The sequence below is a fragment of the Micromonospora siamensis genome, assembly GCF_900090305.1.
Lineage (GTDB): Bacteria > Actinomycetota > Actinomycetes > Mycobacteriales > Micromonosporaceae > Micromonospora > Micromonospora siamensis.
The window spans coordinates 5,572,883-5,587,625 of record NZ_LT607751.1 but is presented as its reverse complement, the minus strand read 5'-3'; the positions used below and the strand labels follow the sequence as shown (position 1 = coordinate 5,587,625).

Here is a 14,743-nt window from a genome sequence, read left to right as displayed (position 1 = left end):
CTACTGGTCGGCGAGCTGGGCTGCCGGCATGCGGCCCAACAGGACCGCCGTGACAGTCCCGGCAACGGCGGCGAGCAGCGCTCCCGCCAGTGCGGCGGCCACCGCCACGGCGATCGTCCCGAGGGTCACGGCACCAACGAAGACGGAGATCGCCAGCAGCCCGGCGAGGCCACCCGCCACGCCGCCGAGGACACCGATGACCACCCCCTCGCCGGCCACCAGCCGGCCGACGTCCGGCTCCGACCAGCCGGTGGCCCGCAGCAGCGCGTACTCCGACGCCCGCTCGCGGATGCCGAGATAGAGGACGTCCACCACACCGGCCACGCCGAAGAAGACCAGACCCATCACGAGGAACCGGTCCACACCCCGCACGGTCAGCGACACGCCGTCTCCCAGCACCGTGCCGACGATTCGCCCGGTGAAGACCACGTCGACGGCCAGGGCCACGGTCGACGCCGCGATGGCGATGGCCAGGCTGAGCGCCGCGAGGGCCGTCCGCCCCGGCATCCGGCGGGCGCCGGCCACCGCCATCGACCACACGGTCCGCTGCCGCCGGGGCCGCCCCGTGACTGCGGCGGTGGCCGGGTGGAGGGCGGCCGCGGGATAGGTGCGGGCGGCCCGCAGCGCCGGAACCAGCGCGGCAGCCAGGGTCAGGGCGAGTGCCACCACCACGGCGAGGACCGGCCGGGACCACGGCACCGTGATCCCCGCGGCGGCGGCGACCGGCATCGTCAGCAGTGCGGCGGCGACGCCGGCGAGGGTGCCGATCGCCGCCGCCTCGCCGAGCACGAGGGCCGCCAGCCGGCTGGCAGGCCAGGCATGGCAGGCCAGGATGGCGAGTTCACGGTGCCGGTCACGCACCGCCGCCGACACCGCGTTGCCGACGAACAGCACACAGGCCACCAGCACCATGACCAGCAGGATGGTGCTCTTGCGGTCCACCGCTTCGACGATGACCGTCGCCACACCCTTGCGGGTCCACAACTCGTCGAGGGTGAGCTGCGGTCGGCCGAATTGACCCGCCGGCAGCACCAGGGTCTGCCGCGTGCCGGACGCCCCGACGACGATGTCGACGTCCAGGCCGGTCCGGACGGCGATCTCCTCGGCGACCACCCGCACGCGTTCCCGAGCCGTGGCATCGAAGGCGTGGATCCCCGCCACTCGCACCCGCACCGCGCTCAACGGTCGCGCGTTCTGGGCAGGATCCGCCCCACGGAGCAGGTCGGGCAGGGACGCCAGGTTGGCGAGCAGGTGCGGAGGGGTCGCAACGTACCCGGTGATGCTGCTGTTCGGCAGGAGCGGCCGGCCGCCGAGGGCGTCCGTCGAGGTCTCGTCGGCGCCGGTGAGCCGGGGCGGGACGAAGGTCTCCATCGGCGCGCCGCCCGACGGCTGCCCCTGGACCGCCCGTTCCGGGTCCACCGTCCCCACCAGGGTGCCGGCAACGGTGCTCTCCCGGTCGAGGCGGCTGTCGCCGGAGGTCACCTGGCGTAGGGCGGTGTCCCGGGCCAGTACCGAGAAACGTTCGGTGTCCGAGGGCGTCTTCAGCCGGGCCGGCGGGTCGGTGACGCGTACCCGGAGCGCGTCCCCGTCCCGCTGATACGCCGGTGCCCCCACCGTCACCAGGTCGTCGACGTCCACCCAGGCCCTGCGTTCCGACTCGGTGGACCGCAGCCAGTCGGCGTAGAGGGAACCGAGTCCACGCGTCTGCGGCCGCTGGGCGGTGCCGGCGTCCGCGCTGATCGCGGCGAGGCTCGGTGGTGCCGAACCGGCTCGAACCCGGGCCGGTTCCGCCAGCTCCCGCACCTGCACCCGCACCCGCTCGTCAGTGGCGAGCCGGTCGACTGCCACCAGGGGCACGAGCGGGACAGAATGTTCGCCACCCGAAGGGACGGGCCGTTCGCCCGCGCGCAGGTAGCGCCCGGAGGTCACCGCGCGGTCCAGACCGGAGAGCCGGGCCTCCCGGTCCGGATCGACCGCAGCGGCCAGCAGCGAGAAGCGGACGGGCAGCTGGACCCGCAGCGCGCGCAGCGTGGGCAGCGGTCGCCCCCGGGTCAGCACGGAGGCGTCCCGGAACGTGCCGTCGGCGGCGAGTTGAAAGGCGCGCACCTGCTGGGCGAGCGGGCTGGTGGCGTCGTCGCGCAACGCGTCGCAGACCAGCTCACGACGCCCGTCGGGAAGCACCTCCAACGGCGCGAAGAGGGCGGCCGGACAACGGCGGGACACCTCCCGGTCGGGCAACTCGGTGCCGTCGGCGTAGACGTACGTCCTGCGGGCGTCGTTCAACGCACGTACCGGCACCAGGCGGTTGCGGGTGACGTAGACCAGGGCGGGAGTCCCGGGTGAACGGGTCAAACCCTGGTCGGCGAGGGTCTCGGGGGAGAGTCGCAGCAGTTGCTGACGAGCGGTCCGGTCGACGCGGTCGGTCAGGTCGACGGTCATGCCGAGGTCGACGCTCAGGTAACCGACCATGGCCACCGGCGCCGCCACCGCCACACCGTCGACCGCCTCGACCGCCCGCCACTGCGCCGTGGAGATGCCACCGAACTGGCCGGAGAGGAAGTTGGGGCGTAACAGCCCACGCTCCCGCTCAAGGTCACTGCGCGATCCGGCGGGCCGTACCAGGATGTCGTACGCCGACCGGTAGTTGGCCTGCACGACTCCGACCGCCTGCAACCGCGCCGCGGAGGTCGCCCCGGTCAGTACGCAGAAGCCCGTACTGGCGAGCGTGACCGCCGCGAGCAGCGCCAGCGTGCGGCCGGCCCGACGGCGGAGCTGGTGGATCATGAGCCTGATCAATGCCGTTCCTGTCACGCGGAAGCGGCCACCGGCCGAGGCCGAGTGACCGCTTCGGCTACGGAGGACGTCAGCCGCAGGGCGCGATGCAGCCGTTGGCCTTGTTGACGTTGCAGGGTCCACAGTACGTGCCGGTGCTGTCGCAGCCCCGGTCACACCACTGGGAGACCGAGGTGCAGTCGGGCTTGCAGTAGCAGAGTCGCTTCCAGGTGGTGCAGGTTGCCTGGACGGTGACCTTCGGGACGAAGGCCATCAGCAGCCGGTCGCCGATCCCGCTGAGAAGACGCAGCATCTTTCACTCCCCGTTGGTGCAGAGGTGGTTGTTGCCCCGAATTTAACAGTCATCAATGGCTTGCGCTGCCCCGTCTGGCCACTCGACTGAACATCCTTTCAGGACCTTTGGCTGCGGGTTCCGGTCGGGATCAGTGGTGGTAACCCGCGGCCTGCAGGGAGAACAGCTCGGAGTAGAGACCCGGCCCATTCACCAGGTCGTCGTGCCGACCGGTCGCGGCCACAGCGCCCGCGTCGAGTACCAGGATGAGGTCGGCGTCGCGGATCGAGCCGAGCCGGTGGGAGATGAGCAGGGTGGTGCCGCCGCCGCGCATTTGCTGGAGGCCCTGGTGGATCTGGTGCTCGGCCTCGGCGTCCAGGCGGGCGCTCGGCTCGTCGAGGATCATCAGGTCCCGTCGACCCCGTAGGAAACCCCGGGCCACCGCGACCCGTTGCCACTGCCCGCCGGAGAGGATCGTGCCGCGTTCGGCGCCGTCGAACTCGTCCCCGGCGAAGAACGTGCGGCTGAGCAGGGTGTCGTAGCCGTGTGGCAACTCCCGCAGGACCTCGTGGACACCGGCCTGCCGGCCGGCGGCCTCCAACCTCGCCCGGTCCGGCAGGGCGTCCACGTCACCGATGCCGATGTTCTCCGCGGCGGACAGCTCGTAGGAGACGAAGTCCTGGAACACCGCCGCGATCCGGGCCCGCAGCGCGACCGGATCCAGGTCGCGCAGGTCGACACCGTCCCAGAGGATCGCCCCGCGGCCCGGGTCGTAGAAGCGGCACAGGAGCTTGACGACGGTGCTCTTGCCGGCACCGTTGTGCCCCACGAGCGCGACGGACCGGCCGTGCGGGATCGTGAAGCTCACCCCGCGTAACACCCAGGGCAGATCCTCCCGGTAGCGGAACCAGACGTCGCGGAACTCAATGCCCTCCCGTAGTCCGGTGACAGGCAGCGGCGCCGCCGGCACCGGGAGATCCGACCCCGCCTCGACCACCGTCAGGTAGTGGTCGAACATGATCAGCTGGGTGTGCGCCCCGGCCACGTCCCGGACCATGCCGAGCAGCGCGCCCTGGACGGCGGCGACGGCCGCGACCAGCATGGCGACGTCCCCGATGGAGAGCCGGCCGGCTGCAGCGGCCCACACCGTCCAGGCGAGGCACCCGCCGGCGACGGCGGTGGACAGTACGGTGAGGGCCACTTCCACAGCCATGGTTCGCCGGTCCAGCGATCGCAGCAGCCGGTCCGCAGCCCGCCGCTCGCCCAGCATCCGGTCCCGCAGGAAGGCCCCGGCGGCGAAGAGCCGCACCTCGGTGGCGGCGTCCACGTCCGAGAGCAACTGCCCGTAGAACAGCTCGCGCCGCTCGACCGGACCGACCCGGTTGGCGGCGTGGGCCCGTCGTCGGGACAGGGCGAACTCCGCGCCGATCGCCGGCAGCGCTCCGAGCACCACGACGGCGGCCAACATGGGCCGGACGGCGACCAACGACACCGCGAAGCCGACGGTCACCAGTACCTGCTGGAGCAGGTTCAGACCGACGGCCACGGTGTGGCCCGGTCCCGCCGCTCCCGCCTGCCGGGCGAACCGGAGCCGGTCGGCGAACTGCGGATCCTCGAACCGGCCGAGCCCGACGAGCCGGTTGACGGCCGTGTAGAGGCGCTCCAGCGCGACGAGGCCGACCCGCCGGCCGTGCTCTGCCCGTAGGTAGCGCAGCACCTGGGGCGGCACCGCGGTCAGCACCGTGGCCGCGACGAGCCCGGTGATCGGCCAGGCCAGGCGGGTCGCATCACCGGGGGCGGCCAGCCGGTCGAAGACGACCTTCGTCTGCCATGCCACCGCCAGGGGGGTGGCGGCGCCGAGCACGGCCGCCGCCACCTGGGCCAGGGTGAGGCCCCGCGCCGCCCGCCAGGCGATCAGCCAGGCGGCCGAGGCCACCCGGAGGAGCCTGGTCACCGGGTGGCGGCCTCGGGAAGGACGTCGACCTGGAAGCCGGTCACGGCTATGACGCCGTCCTGCCCCATCAGGCAGAAGGCCGGGTACCCGCTCAGCGCGAAGGCCGCCGACAACGGGCCGTCGGTGTTCGGCTCGATGACGAGTTGCGTCAGGTCCTTCAGCTCGTCGACCAGCTCGGCGACGTCGGCCGGCGTACCCAGTAGGACGGTGACGGCCTCGCCGCGGCCACCCGGGTGACGGCTCAGGTACTCCCTGAAGGCCGGCCGCTGCTCCTCGCAGGCTGGGCAGCGGGGCGAGAGGAAGGCGACGAGCATGCCCTGCCGGAGGTCGTCGCGGGTGAGCGGGCGGTCGTCGATCGTGGTGACCTGGAACGTATCCACCTCGGAGCCGGCCGGCTTGGTGATCTCGCCCTGGACGGAGGGCTGCCGGTTGAGCTGGCTGATCAGCTCGGTGTGCTCGCGAAGCCGGCGGATCACGCCGACGGTGAGTAGCAGGTCGACGAGGCAGATGGCACCGACGACGGCCAGCGCCGCCCAGAGAATAGGCATGTTTGTCCCCGTAAGCATCGACAGGTTTCGGTAGAGCGGCCAGGATAATCCAACCCTGGGCCGCGGGGCAGCCCCGTTCGCGTACGGAACGGTAGGCTGCTCAGGCTGATTCCATTGGGGCCGGAGAGGTGGGTGTCGGGCGCATGGCGGTCGATGCGGAAGGGGCGGGTGCCACCGCCGGGGCCGCGATCCGGATCAGCGGGCTCGGCAGGTCCTTCGGCGCGGGAGACGCCCGGATCGCCGCCGTACGGGACCTCTCGCTGGAGATCGCGTCCGGTGCTGTGGTGGCGCTCTGCGGTCCCAGCGGATCCGGCAAGTCGACGCTGCTGCACCTGCTCGCCGGGATCGAGCGTCCCGACTGCGGGCAGCTCGTCGTCGACGGGGTGGACCTCGCCCGGGCCGGCCGGCGTGCGCTGCTCGACCACCGGCGCCGGGTCGGCCTGGTCTTCCAACGCTTTCATCTGCTTCCGGCACTGTCCGTGCTGGACAACGTCCTCGTGCCGGTGGTGCCCCTCAGGGTGCCGTTCGACAAGGTGGCGCGGGCCCGGCAGCTGCTGGACGCCGTCGGCTTGGCCGGGCGTGAGTCAGCGACCCCGGCCCAGCTCTCCGGCGGCCAGCAGCAGCGGGTGGCGATCGCCCGGGCGCTGATCGGCGATCCCACGCTCATCGTCGCCGACGAGCCGACCGGAAGTCTCGACTCCGCCACCGGCGTCGAGATCCTGGGCCTGTTACGCCGGGTCGGCCGCGAGCGGTCCGCCACCATGGTCGTCGCCACCCACGACCGGGACGTCGCGGAGTCCTGCGACTACGTCATCTCGATGCGCGACGGGAGACTGACGTCGGACGGGGCGGCCCTGCCGGCCTGACCAGGGCCACGATGTCCTCCGCCGCGGTGATCAGGATCCCGGCCACCAGGCCGCCGGCCCCGGCGAGCAACACCGTCGCCGCCGGGGTCGTTCCGGCGGCTGACGCGCTCAACAGGCCGAGCCCGGCCACCCCGATCAGCACCAGGTTGCGAACGACGTGCGGCCAACCGAGTGGCACGTTCGAGGTGCCGAAGCAGCGGCACGGCGTGCGGTTGCCGCGCGCGATGGCCAGCCCGATCACCACGACGAAGGCCGCGAGCAGGCCGGCCGCGATGGCGGAGCCGACCATTCCCGCGGTAGGTGACGGCACCAGCAGCAGCACGACGACCAGCGCCTCGGTGGTCACCGTGGTGATCGCCGCGGGTCGTACGGCGGCATCCGGCACCTGGTTCAGCTCACGGAGCGACTGCACGAAGCCCAGCCACGCCGGACGACCGGCGATCTTGCTGAGCGCGGCCACGACGAACACCGTCGCGAGCAGGGACCGGCACATGACATCGATAAGCCGCACAGTCCGCAACCTATCGGCTCCGGTACCGCCCAACAACCCGGTCCCGGGCGGGTCCGGCCAGCGCGGACCGGCGAGCCACCCCGAGCCGTGCACCCGGCCGCCGCGGCCCGGGTGCCACTCGGGCGGTCGACGAGCGCCGTTTCGCCGCCCGTCCCCATGACGCCGGCCGGGCAGGCCATAGGCTGGCGGGCCGGAGGTGGTGAGGGTGCGACGGTCGACCGCGGTGACGAACGCGGCGGGACTGGTGGCGGGGTACGCCCTCGACGCCTGGCTGGGTGACCCCCGGCGCTGGCATCCGGTGGCCGGCTTCGGGCGGGCGGCGGGTGCGTTGGAGCGCCGCCTGTACCGGCCCGACCCGGTCGCCGGCGCGGCGTTCACCGCGCTGGCCGTCGGCGTGCCGGTGCTGGTCGGCGCCGCCGCCACGCTGGCCACCCGCAACCGGCCGGTGGCCCGGGTGGTGCTCACGGCCGCCGCCACCTGGACGGTGCTCGGCGGGCGCACCCTGAGCCGGGAGGCGACCGTGATGGGCGCCGCGCTGCGCCGCGGTGACCTGCCCGCCGCCCGCGGCCGGCTCGGCCACCTCTGCGGACGGGACCCGTCCGCCCTCGACGAGCCTGAGCTGGCCCGGGCCACCGTCGAGTCCGTCGCGGAGAACACCTCCGACGCCGTGGTCGCCCCGCTGGTCTGGGGCGCCGTCGCCGGGCTGCCCGGGCTGCTCGGCTACCGGGCCGCGAACACCCTGGACGCCATGGTCGGCCACCGCTCACCCCGGTACGCGCGGTTCGGCACCCCGGCCGCCCGCCTCGACGACCTGCTCAACCTCGTCCCGGCGCGGCTCACCGGCATGCTCACCATCGCCGTCGCCCCGGTGGCGCGCGGCGACCGGGGGCGGGCCTGGCGGGTCTGGCGGCGGGACCGCAACGACCATCCCAGCCCCAACGCCGGGCAGTGCGAGGCCGCCATGGCTGGGGCCCTCGGCGTCCGGCTCGGTGGCCGCAACGTCTACTTCGGGCGCTCCGAGGTGCGTCCGTTCCTCGGCGACGGGCCCCGACCCGAGGCCCGGCACCTGAAGCGGGCGGCCCGGATCTCCCGCGCGGTCGGACTGGCCGCCCTCGGGCTGGCCGTCGCCGCCGCCCCCGTCGCCGGGCGGCTCACCGTCCTCGGCGGGCGGGGCGTCGCCGGCGCGGCGCGGGCCGCCGGGCGGGGCGCCGTGATCGCGGGACGGGCCGCCGGGCGGCGCGTCGTGGTCGCGGGGCGGGCCGGGCGGTGAGCGGCGGGCTGCTGGTCGCCGGCACCACCTCCGACGCCGGCAAGAGCGTGCTCACCGCCGGCATCTGCCGTTGGCTGCACCGGCGCGGGGTCAAGGTCGCGCCGTTCAAGGCCCAGAACATGTCCAACAACTCGGCCGTGGTGGTCGGTCCGGACGGTCGGGGCGGCGAGATCGGCCGGGCGCAGGCCATGCAGGCGGCAGCCTGCGGGCTCCCGCCGGACCTGCGGTTCAATCCGGTGCTGCTCAAGCCCGGCAGCGACCTGGCCAGCCAGGTGGTGCTGCTCGGCGAGGCCGTCGACACCGTCACCGCCGGCAACTTCCGCACTCTGCGGCCCCGGCTGGCGCGGACCGCGTACGACGCGCTCGCCGAGCTGCGGGCCGCGTACGACGTGGTGATCTGCGAGGGTGCCGGCAGCCCCGCCGAGATCAACCTGCGCGCGGGGGACTACGTCAACATGGGGCTGGCCCGGCACGCCGGACTGCCCACCCTCGTGGTCGGCGACATCGACCGGGGCGGCGTCTTCGCCTCGATGTTCGGCACGGTGGCCCTGCTCGACCCGGCCGACCAGGCCCTGGTCGCCGGCTTCGTGATCAACAAGTTCCGGGGCGACCTCGGCCTGCTCCGCCCGGGGCTGGACATGCTGCGCCAGGTCACCGGCCGGCCCACGTACGGGGTGCTGCCCTGGCACCTGGACCTGTGGCTGGACGCGGAGGACTCGCTCGCCTACGGCCGGGTGCTCGGCCGGCCCGCCGCCCCGTACGGCGCCGACTGGCTGGACGTCGCGGTGGTCCGGCTGCCCCGGATCAGCAACGCCACCGACGTGGAGGCGCTCGCCACCGAGCCCGGCGTCCGGGTCCGGCTCACCGTCGAGCCCGCCGAACTGGCCGCCGCCGACCTGATCGTGCTGCCCGGCTCGAAGTCCACCGTCGCCGACCTGGCCTGGCTGCGGGAGACCGGCCTGGCCGACGCGGTGCTGGCGCACGCCGCGGCCGGCCGGCCGCTGCTCGGCATCTGCGGCGGCTTCCAGATGCTCGGTCGCGCCATCCACGACGAGGTGGAGAGCGGACGCGGCAGCGTACCCGGCCTCGGGCTGCTCCCGGTCGAGGTCACCTTCGACCGGCGCAAGACGGTCCGCCGGTCGGCCGGCGTCGCCGACGGGGAACCGGTGCACGGCTACGAGATCCACCACGGGCAGGTCTCCGCCGCCGACCCGGCGCTGCCGCCGCTGCTCACCTACGCCGACGGCGCCGGCGAAGGAGCACGGCTGGGTGCGGTGTACGGCACCCACTGGCACGGCACGTTCGAGTCCGACGGGTTCCGCCGCCGGTTCCTCACCGAGGCGGCCCGGGCGGCGGGCCGGACCGGTTTCCGGGTCGCCCCGGCCAACTCCTTCGCGGCGGCTCGCGAGCGGACCCTGGACCTCCTCGGCGACCTGGTCGAGGAGCACCTCGACACCGACGCGCTGTGCCGGCTGATCGAGTCCGGCCCGCCGGCCGACCTGCCGTTCGTCCCGCCGGGCGCGCCGCGGGCCTGACCCGCGTCCGGCCGGCGTGCGGGCCCGGCCGGCGTGCGGGCCCGGCCTGTGTGCGGGCCCGGTCAGCGGCGTGACGGGCGGAGGTGGCTCCGGCGGGCGGTCAGTAGCGGATGTCGGCGGGGCCGTCGGACATCGGCAGCCCGGCCTCCCGCCACGCCTCCACCCCACCGACCATGTCGGTCGCCGCCCGCAGCCCCAGCACCTGGAGGCTCGCCGCCGCCAGGCTGGAGCTGTAGCCCTGCCGGCAGACCACCACGATCTCCCGGTCGTACCCGGTCGCCTCGGGGATCCGCCACGTGCTGGCCGGGTCCAGCCGCCACTCCAGCACCGTGCGGTCGATCACGATCGCGCCCGGCAGGTCGCCCTGCTCACGACGCTGCGCGTCGGTCCGGGTGTCGATCAGCAGCGCGCCCGCCCGGACCGCCTCGACGGTCTCGTGCGGGGTCAGTCGGCGCAGCCCGGCCCGGGCCTGCTCCAGCAGGGCGTCGACGCCCGGGCTCATCACGTCAGGGAACACCTCCCGATCATGCAGTCCGGGACCGGGGGACGCGAGCCGGTGCGACGGAACGACTTCGCAATTCACCCGGGGGTGCGCACCGCCCTCCGACGGCGCGCAACTGAGGTCTGCGGATGCGGCTGGGCGACCCGTGGGCGATGCTGTTCGGAGGGGGGGAGACATGTCCTTGGTCGGAGTTCTGCTGATCCTGTCGGCCTGCGCCGTGGCCTGGTACGGCGTTCATCGCTCCCGGGACGAGCAGGAGCAGTATCAACCCGTCGTCGGCCGGGCCGCCGCGAGACCCCTGGTCGTGATCGTCCACCTGATGGTCGCCGCCGCGCTGCTGGGCGCCGGTGTGGTGGTGGTCCTCGGTTGAGCTGCCGACCGAGGATCGGCCGATCCGCCGCGAAGTGCCGCGGCTAGCCTCTCGGACGTGACCGTGGCGGTGTTCGAGGCGTACGCCCGGCTGGCCCGGCAGGTGCTCGACCGGCCGGCCCGGCTGGGGCGTACCCGACTGGTGGTCGTCGACGGGCCGAGCGGCGCGGGCAAGAGCGTCTTCGCGAACCGCCTCGCGGACGCCCTGGAGTCCACCGGCGGCGGCCGGCCGCCGGTGGTGCACACCGACGACCTGCTCGACGGGTGGGACGACCAGCTCACCTTCTGGTCCCGGCTGGAGGAGCGGGTGCTGGCGCCGCTGCGCGCCGGGCGAGCCGGGTCCTACCAGCGGTACAGCTGGGTCCGCCGGCGGTTCCTGGACCGGCCGGTGCCGGTGCCGGTGGCGCCGGTGCTGCTGGTCGAGGGGGTCAGCGCGGCGCGGGCGGTGATCCGGCCGGAGGCGACGCTGTCGGCCCTGGTCAGCGCGCCGGCCGAGCTGCGGCGGGACCGGGCGGTGGCCCGGGACGGGCCGGCGATCCTGCCCGACCTGGGTCGCTGGCACGCCGGGGAACGCGCGCACTTCGCCGCCGACGGTACGCAGGCGGCCGTGGACCTGCTGGTCGACGGCGCGCCCCGGCTGCCGCACGACGGCCGGCGCTACTTCGTACGCCAACCGCGGGGCGACCGGGCCGGCTCGGCCGGTGGCGCTCGGTAAGGCCGGCATACGATGCCGGTCATGACCACACCGATCATGTCCGAGTCCGAGATCCGGGCCGCTGTCGAGCGGGAGCTGCCCGGTGTCCGCGCCGACCTGGAGCGTCTCGTCCGCATCCCCGGGATCGCCTTCGAGGGTTTCGACCACTCGCACGTGGAGCGGTCCGCCGAGGCGGTCGCCGAGCTGCTGCGCGCCTGCGACCTCGATGTCAAGATCGTGCGCCGCGGCGGCCAGCCCGCCGTCATCGGCCGCAAGGCCGCCCCGGCGGGCGCCCCGACCGTGCTGCTCTACGCCCACCACGACGTGCAGCCGGTCGGCGACCTGTCGCTGTGGGAGTCCGACCCGTTCGAGCCCGTCGAGCGCGACGGGCGCCTCTACGGCCGGGGCGCCGCCGACGACAAGGCCGGCATCATGGCGCACGTCGCCGCCCTGCGCGCCTTCGGCGACCAGCTCCCGGTCGGCGTGGTCCTCTTCATCGAGGGCGAGGAGGAGTACGGCTCGGACTCGCTGGAGACGCTGCTCACCGAGTTCCGCGACGAGATCGCCTCGGACGTCATCGTGATCGCCGACTCCGGCAACTGGGACGTCGGCGTACCGGCGCTGACCACGTCGCTGCGCGGCATCGTGAACTGCTTCGTCGAGGTCCGCACCCTGGAGCACGCGGTGCACAGCGGCATGTTCGGCGGGGCGGTCCCGGACGCGCTGACCGCCCTGGTCCGGCTGCTGGCCACCCTGCACGACGACGCCGGTGACGTGGCCGTCGAGGGCCTGGTCGGGCGGGAGGGCGCGGTCGTCGACTATCCGGAGGACCGGATGCGCGCCGAGGCCGGGCTGGCCGAGGGGGTCGACTTCATCGGCACCGGCCGGATCACCGACCGGCTCTGGACCAAGCCGGCCCTGGCGGTGCTCGGCGTGGACGCCCCGGCCACCGGGGAGGCGCCGAACGCCCTGGTCCCGTCGGCGAAGGCCAAGCTCAGCGTACGGCTGGCGCCGGGCGACGACCCGAAGCGGGCGTACGCGGCCCTGCGCGACCACCTGGAGAAGCACGCCCCGTGGGGTGCGCGGGTGACGGTGACCTTCGAGCACGACGGTGACCCGTGCGTCATCGACGCCTCGGGGCCGATGTTCGACGCCGCCCGTTCCGCCTTCCGGGAGGCGTGGGACGGCACCGACCCGGTGGACATCGGCGTCGGCGGCTCCATCCCGTTCATCGCCACCTTCCAGGAGATGTTCCCGAAGGCGGCGATCCTGGTGACCGGCGTGGAGGACCCGCACGCCCGGGCGCACGGGCCGAACGAGAGCCTGCACCTGGGCGAGTTCGCCCGGGTCTGCCTGGCCGAGGCGCTGCTGCTGGCGAAGGTGGCCCGGGCCGGTGGCGCCCCGGTCTGAGGTGTCGGAACCGTAACTTCCGCCGTCGATGGGAAGTTTGCGGTGTGTCGGACGCAGAGGTGTTATAGCCTTTCGAACATGCGTACGAATGACCTGATGGTGCGGCTCACGGCCGCCGCCAGCGCTCTGGGGGACCTCGACGTCTCCGCGTGGCCCGAGGACACGCTCAAGGACCAGCTCGGCGAGCTCTCCGCCGCGCTGGTCGCCCTCGACTCGCAGCTCACCCGGGTCGCGGACGAGGTCCGCGCCCGGGGCCTGCGGATCGAGGAGCCGGTCTCCGCCTGACCCGTCCCGTGCGGCGAGCTGGGCGGCGGTGTCGGGGGTGGCTGGCAGGATGAGGTCGTGCGGTTCCTCGATCTGGCGGCCACCTCGGCCGCCGTGGGCGCCACCAGTGGCCGGCGGGCCAAGGTGGAGCTGCTCGCCGCCGCCCTCCGGTCGCTCGACCCGGCCGAGGTGCCGGCGGGTGCCGGCTGGCTCGCCGGCGAGCTGCGCCAGCGGCAGACCGGGGTCGGCTTCGCCGCCCTGCGTGACCTGCCGCCACCGGCGCAGTCTCCGACGCTGACCGTGGCCGGGGTCGACGCCGCCGTCGACGAGATCGCGGCGGTCGCCGGCGCCGGCTCCCAGGCCCGACGCCGGGAGCTGCTGCACCGGCTCTTCGCCGCCGCCACCGCCGACGAGCAGCGCCTGCTGGTCGGGCTGTTCAGCGGCGAGCTGCGGCAGGGGGCCCAGGCGGGGCTGCTCGCCGACGCCGTGGCCCGGGCGGCCGAGGTGCCGGTGACGGCCGTCCGGCGCGCCCTGCTGCTCGCCGGCGACCTGCGTACGGTGGCGGTCGCCGCGCTCTCCGGCGGCGCCGACGCGCTGGCCGGGTTCGGGCTCCAGGTGGGCCGGCCGCTCGCGCCGATGCTGGCGCAGAGCGCACCCTCGGTGGACGAGGCGCTCACCGCCACCGGTGTTCCCGCGGTGGTCGACGTCAAGCTCGACGGCATCCGCATCCAGGTGCACCGGTCCGGGTCGGACATCGCCGTCTTCACCCGCAGCCTGGACGAGATCACCGGCCGGGTGCCCGAGGTGGTGGCCGCCGTGCGCGCGCTGCCCGCCCGCGAGCTGGTGCTCGACGGCGAGGCGATCGGGCTGGACGCCACCGGCCGGCCGCTGCCGTTCCAGGAGACCTCCAGCCGGGCCGCCCGGCGCGGCACGTCGAGCACCGGCAGCGCCGCCCGGCGGACCACGCCCAGCACCACGGGTGCCGTCCCGGTCGCCCCGGCGGTCCTCGCCGCCGCCGAGAGCACCGGCGCGCAGGTGCTCACTCCGTACTTCTTCGACCTGCTGCACCTCGACGGCGAGGATCTGATCGACCGGCCCGGCCGGGACCGGTGGGCCGCCCTGGCCGGCGCGGTGGACGCGTCGCTGCTGGTCGGCCGGGTGGAGGTCGACGACGCGGAGCAGGCCGGAGCGGCGTTCGCCGCCGCGGTCGACGCCGGCCAGGAGGGCGTCGTGGTGAAGGATCCGGCGGCGCCCTACGACGCGGGCCGGCGGGGCGCCGCCTGGGTCAAGGTGAAGCCCCGGCACACCCTCGACCTGGTGGTGCTGGCCGTGGAGTGGGGCAGTGGCCGGCGCAAGGGCTGGCTCTCCAACCTGCACCTCGGGGCACGGGACCCGGCCACCGGCGGCTTCGTCATGCTCGGCAAGACCTTCAAGGGGCTGACCGACGAGGTGCTGCGCTGGCAGACCGAGCGGTTCCTGTCCCTGGCGGTGGAACGCGGCGACTGGGTGGTCCGGGTCCGCCCCGAGCAGGTCGTGGAGATCGCCTTCGACGGGGTGCAGACCAGCTCCCGCTATCCGGGCGGGATGGCGCTGCGCTTCGCCCGGGTGGTGCGCTACCGCGACGACAAGTCCGCCGCCGAGGCGGACACCATCGACGCCGTCCGCGCCATCCACGCCGGCCGGGTCACCGGCTGAGGGCGACCGCCCGAGACGCCGGCCGGGTCACCGGCTGAGCGCGACCGCACGAAACCGGCCG

13 protein-coding genes and 1 pseudogene are annotated in these 14,743 nt (G+C 74.3%); 8 read left to right on the top strand and 6 right to left on the bottom strand.

Features of this window, described 5'->3' with window-relative positions:
• The 4 genes from GA0074704_RS25475 to GA0074704_RS25460 form a co-directional block, all read right to left on the bottom strand.
• Positions 1–2,784 (bottom strand): ABC transporter permease, encoded by a 2,784-nt coding sequence (locus GA0074704_RS25475; RefSeq protein WP_088972827.1) that lies wholly within the window; start codon positions 2,782–2,784, stop codon positions 1–3.
• 79 nt (positions 2,785–2,863) lie between these two features.
• On the bottom strand, positions 2,864–3,085 hold the full coding sequence (locus GA0074704_RS25470) for a hypothetical protein (RefSeq protein WP_088972826.1): 222 nt from the start codon (positions 3,083–3,085) through the stop codon (positions 2,864–2,866).
• 130 nt (positions 3,086–3,215) lie between these two features.
• A complete protein-coding gene (locus GA0074704_RS25465) occupies positions 3,216–5,018 on the bottom strand; it encodes an ABC transporter ATP-binding protein (protein ID WP_197697573.1) in 1,803 nt (600 codons plus the stop codon).
• A complete protein-coding gene (locus tag GA0074704_RS25460; protein WP_088972825.1) occupies positions 5,015–5,566 on the bottom strand; it encodes a TlpA family protein disulfide reductase in 552 nt (183 codons plus the stop codon). The genes GA0074704_RS25465 and GA0074704_RS25460 overlap by 4 nt, the downstream gene beginning before the upstream one ends.
• 143 nt (positions 5,567–5,709) lie before the next feature.
• On the opposite strand from GA0074704_RS25460, the gene GA0074704_RS25455 reads away from it, so the two are divergent.
• The gene (locus GA0074704_RS25455) at positions 5,710–6,432 is read left to right on the top strand and encodes an ABC transporter ATP-binding protein (protein ID WP_088972824.1); all 723 of its coding nucleotides are present in this window, start codon (positions 5,710–5,712) and stop codon (positions 6,430–6,432) included.
• Here GA0074704_RS25455 and GA0074704_RS25450 read toward each other — a convergent pair.
• Positions 6,377–6,943 carry a MauE/DoxX family redox-associated membrane protein gene (locus GA0074704_RS25450; RefSeq protein WP_157743796.1) on the bottom strand — a complete coding sequence of 189 codons (567 nt, stop codon included), beginning with the start codon at positions 6,941–6,943 and terminating at the stop codon, positions 6,377–6,379. The genes GA0074704_RS25455 and GA0074704_RS25450 overlap by 56 nt on opposite strands.
• A 205-nt stretch (positions 6,944–7,148) precedes the next feature.
• Between GA0074704_RS25450 and GA0074704_RS25445 the strand changes: the two genes are divergently transcribed.
• Both GA0074704_RS25445 and GA0074704_RS25440 read left to right on the top strand, forming a co-directional pair.
• Positions 7,149–8,213 carry a cobalamin biosynthesis protein gene (locus GA0074704_RS25445; RefSeq protein ID WP_088972822.1) on the top strand — a complete coding sequence of 355 codons (1,065 nt, stop codon included), beginning with the start codon at positions 7,149–7,151 and terminating at the stop codon, positions 8,211–8,213.
• Positions 8,210–9,748: a cobyric acid synthase gene (locus GA0074704_RS25440; protein WP_088972821.1), complete on the top strand. Its 1,539-nt coding sequence runs from the start codon at positions 8,210–8,212 to the stop codon at positions 9,746–9,748. Before GA0074704_RS25445 ends, GA0074704_RS25440 begins: the two co-directional genes overlap by 4 nt.
• Positions 9,749–9,848: 100 nt before the next feature.
• Here the strand turns inward: GA0074704_RS25440 and GA0074704_RS25435 are convergent, their stop codons facing one another.
• Positions 9,849–10,250, bottom strand: coding sequence for a rhodanese-like domain-containing protein (locus GA0074704_RS25435; protein WP_088972820.1), 402 nt, complete (start codon positions 10,248–10,250; stop codon positions 9,849–9,851).
• Positions 10,251–10,425: 175 nt separating this feature from the next.
• Here GA0074704_RS25435 and GA0074704_RS25430 point away from each other — a divergent pair, with 175 nt between their 5' ends.
• The 5 genes and pseudogenes from GA0074704_RS25430 to GA0074704_RS25410 all read left to right on the top strand — a co-directional run bounded on the left by GA0074704_RS25430 (position 10,426) and on the right by GA0074704_RS25410 (position 14,682).
• A complete protein-coding gene (locus GA0074704_RS25430; RefSeq protein WP_088972819.1) occupies positions 10,426–10,620 on the top strand; it encodes a hypothetical protein in 195 nt (64 codons plus the stop codon).
• A gap of 57 nt (positions 10,621–10,677) precedes the next feature.
• Positions 10,678–11,381: pseudogene (locus tag GA0074704_RS25425) on the top strand (uridine kinase family protein); the annotation flags it as partial.
• Positions 11,371–12,723, top strand: coding sequence for a dipeptidase (locus tag GA0074704_RS25420; RefSeq protein ID WP_172880987.1), 1,353 nt, complete (start codon positions 11,371–11,373; stop codon positions 12,721–12,723). The pseudogene GA0074704_RS25425 and the gene GA0074704_RS25420, both read left to right, overlap by 11 nt.
• A gap of 78 nt (positions 12,724–12,801) precedes the next feature.
• Positions 12,802–13,008, top strand: a complete 207-nt coding sequence (locus GA0074704_RS25415; RefSeq protein ID WP_088972817.1) for a hypothetical protein — start codon at positions 12,802–12,804, stop codon at positions 13,006–13,008.
• A 57-nt stretch (positions 13,009–13,065) separates the two neighbouring features.
• Complete coding sequence (locus GA0074704_RS25410) at positions 13,066–14,682, top strand: ATP-dependent DNA ligase (RefSeq protein WP_088972816.1); 1,617 nt, start codon at positions 13,066–13,068, stop codon at positions 14,680–14,682.
• Positions 14,683–14,743 lie beyond the last annotated feature (61 nt).

Coding starts and splice junctions, on each gene's coding strand:
- GA0074704_RS25420 (WP_172880987.1), top strand. CDS start 11,371: ATGTCCGAGTCCGAGATCCGGGCCGCTGTCGAGCGGGAGCTGCCCGGT.
- GA0074704_RS25470 (WP_088972826.1), bottom strand. CDS start 3,085: ATGCTGCGTCTTCTCAGCGGGATCGGCGACCGGCTGCTGATGGCCTTC.
- GA0074704_RS25415 (WP_088972817.1), top strand. CDS start 12,802: ATGCGTACGAATGACCTGATGGTGCGGCTCACGGCCGCCGCCAGCGCT.
- GA0074704_RS25430 (WP_088972819.1), top strand. CDS start 10,426: ATGTCCTTGGTCGGAGTTCTGCTGATCCTGTCGGCCTGCGCCGTGGCC.
- GA0074704_RS25455 (WP_088972824.1), top strand. CDS start 5,710: ATGGCGGTCGATGCGGAAGGGGCGGGTGCCACCGCCGGGGCCGCGATC.
- GA0074704_RS25460 (WP_088972825.1), bottom strand. CDS start 5,566: ATGCCTATTCTCTGGGCGGCGCTGGCCGTCGTCGGTGCCATCTGCCTC.
- GA0074704_RS25435 (WP_088972820.1), bottom strand. CDS start 10,250: ATGAGCCCGGGCGTCGACGCCCTGCTGGAGCAGGCCCGGGCCGGGCTG.
- GA0074704_RS25475 (WP_088972827.1), bottom strand. CDS start 2,784: ATGATCCACCAGCTCCGCCGTCGGGCCGGCCGCACGCTGGCGCTGCTC.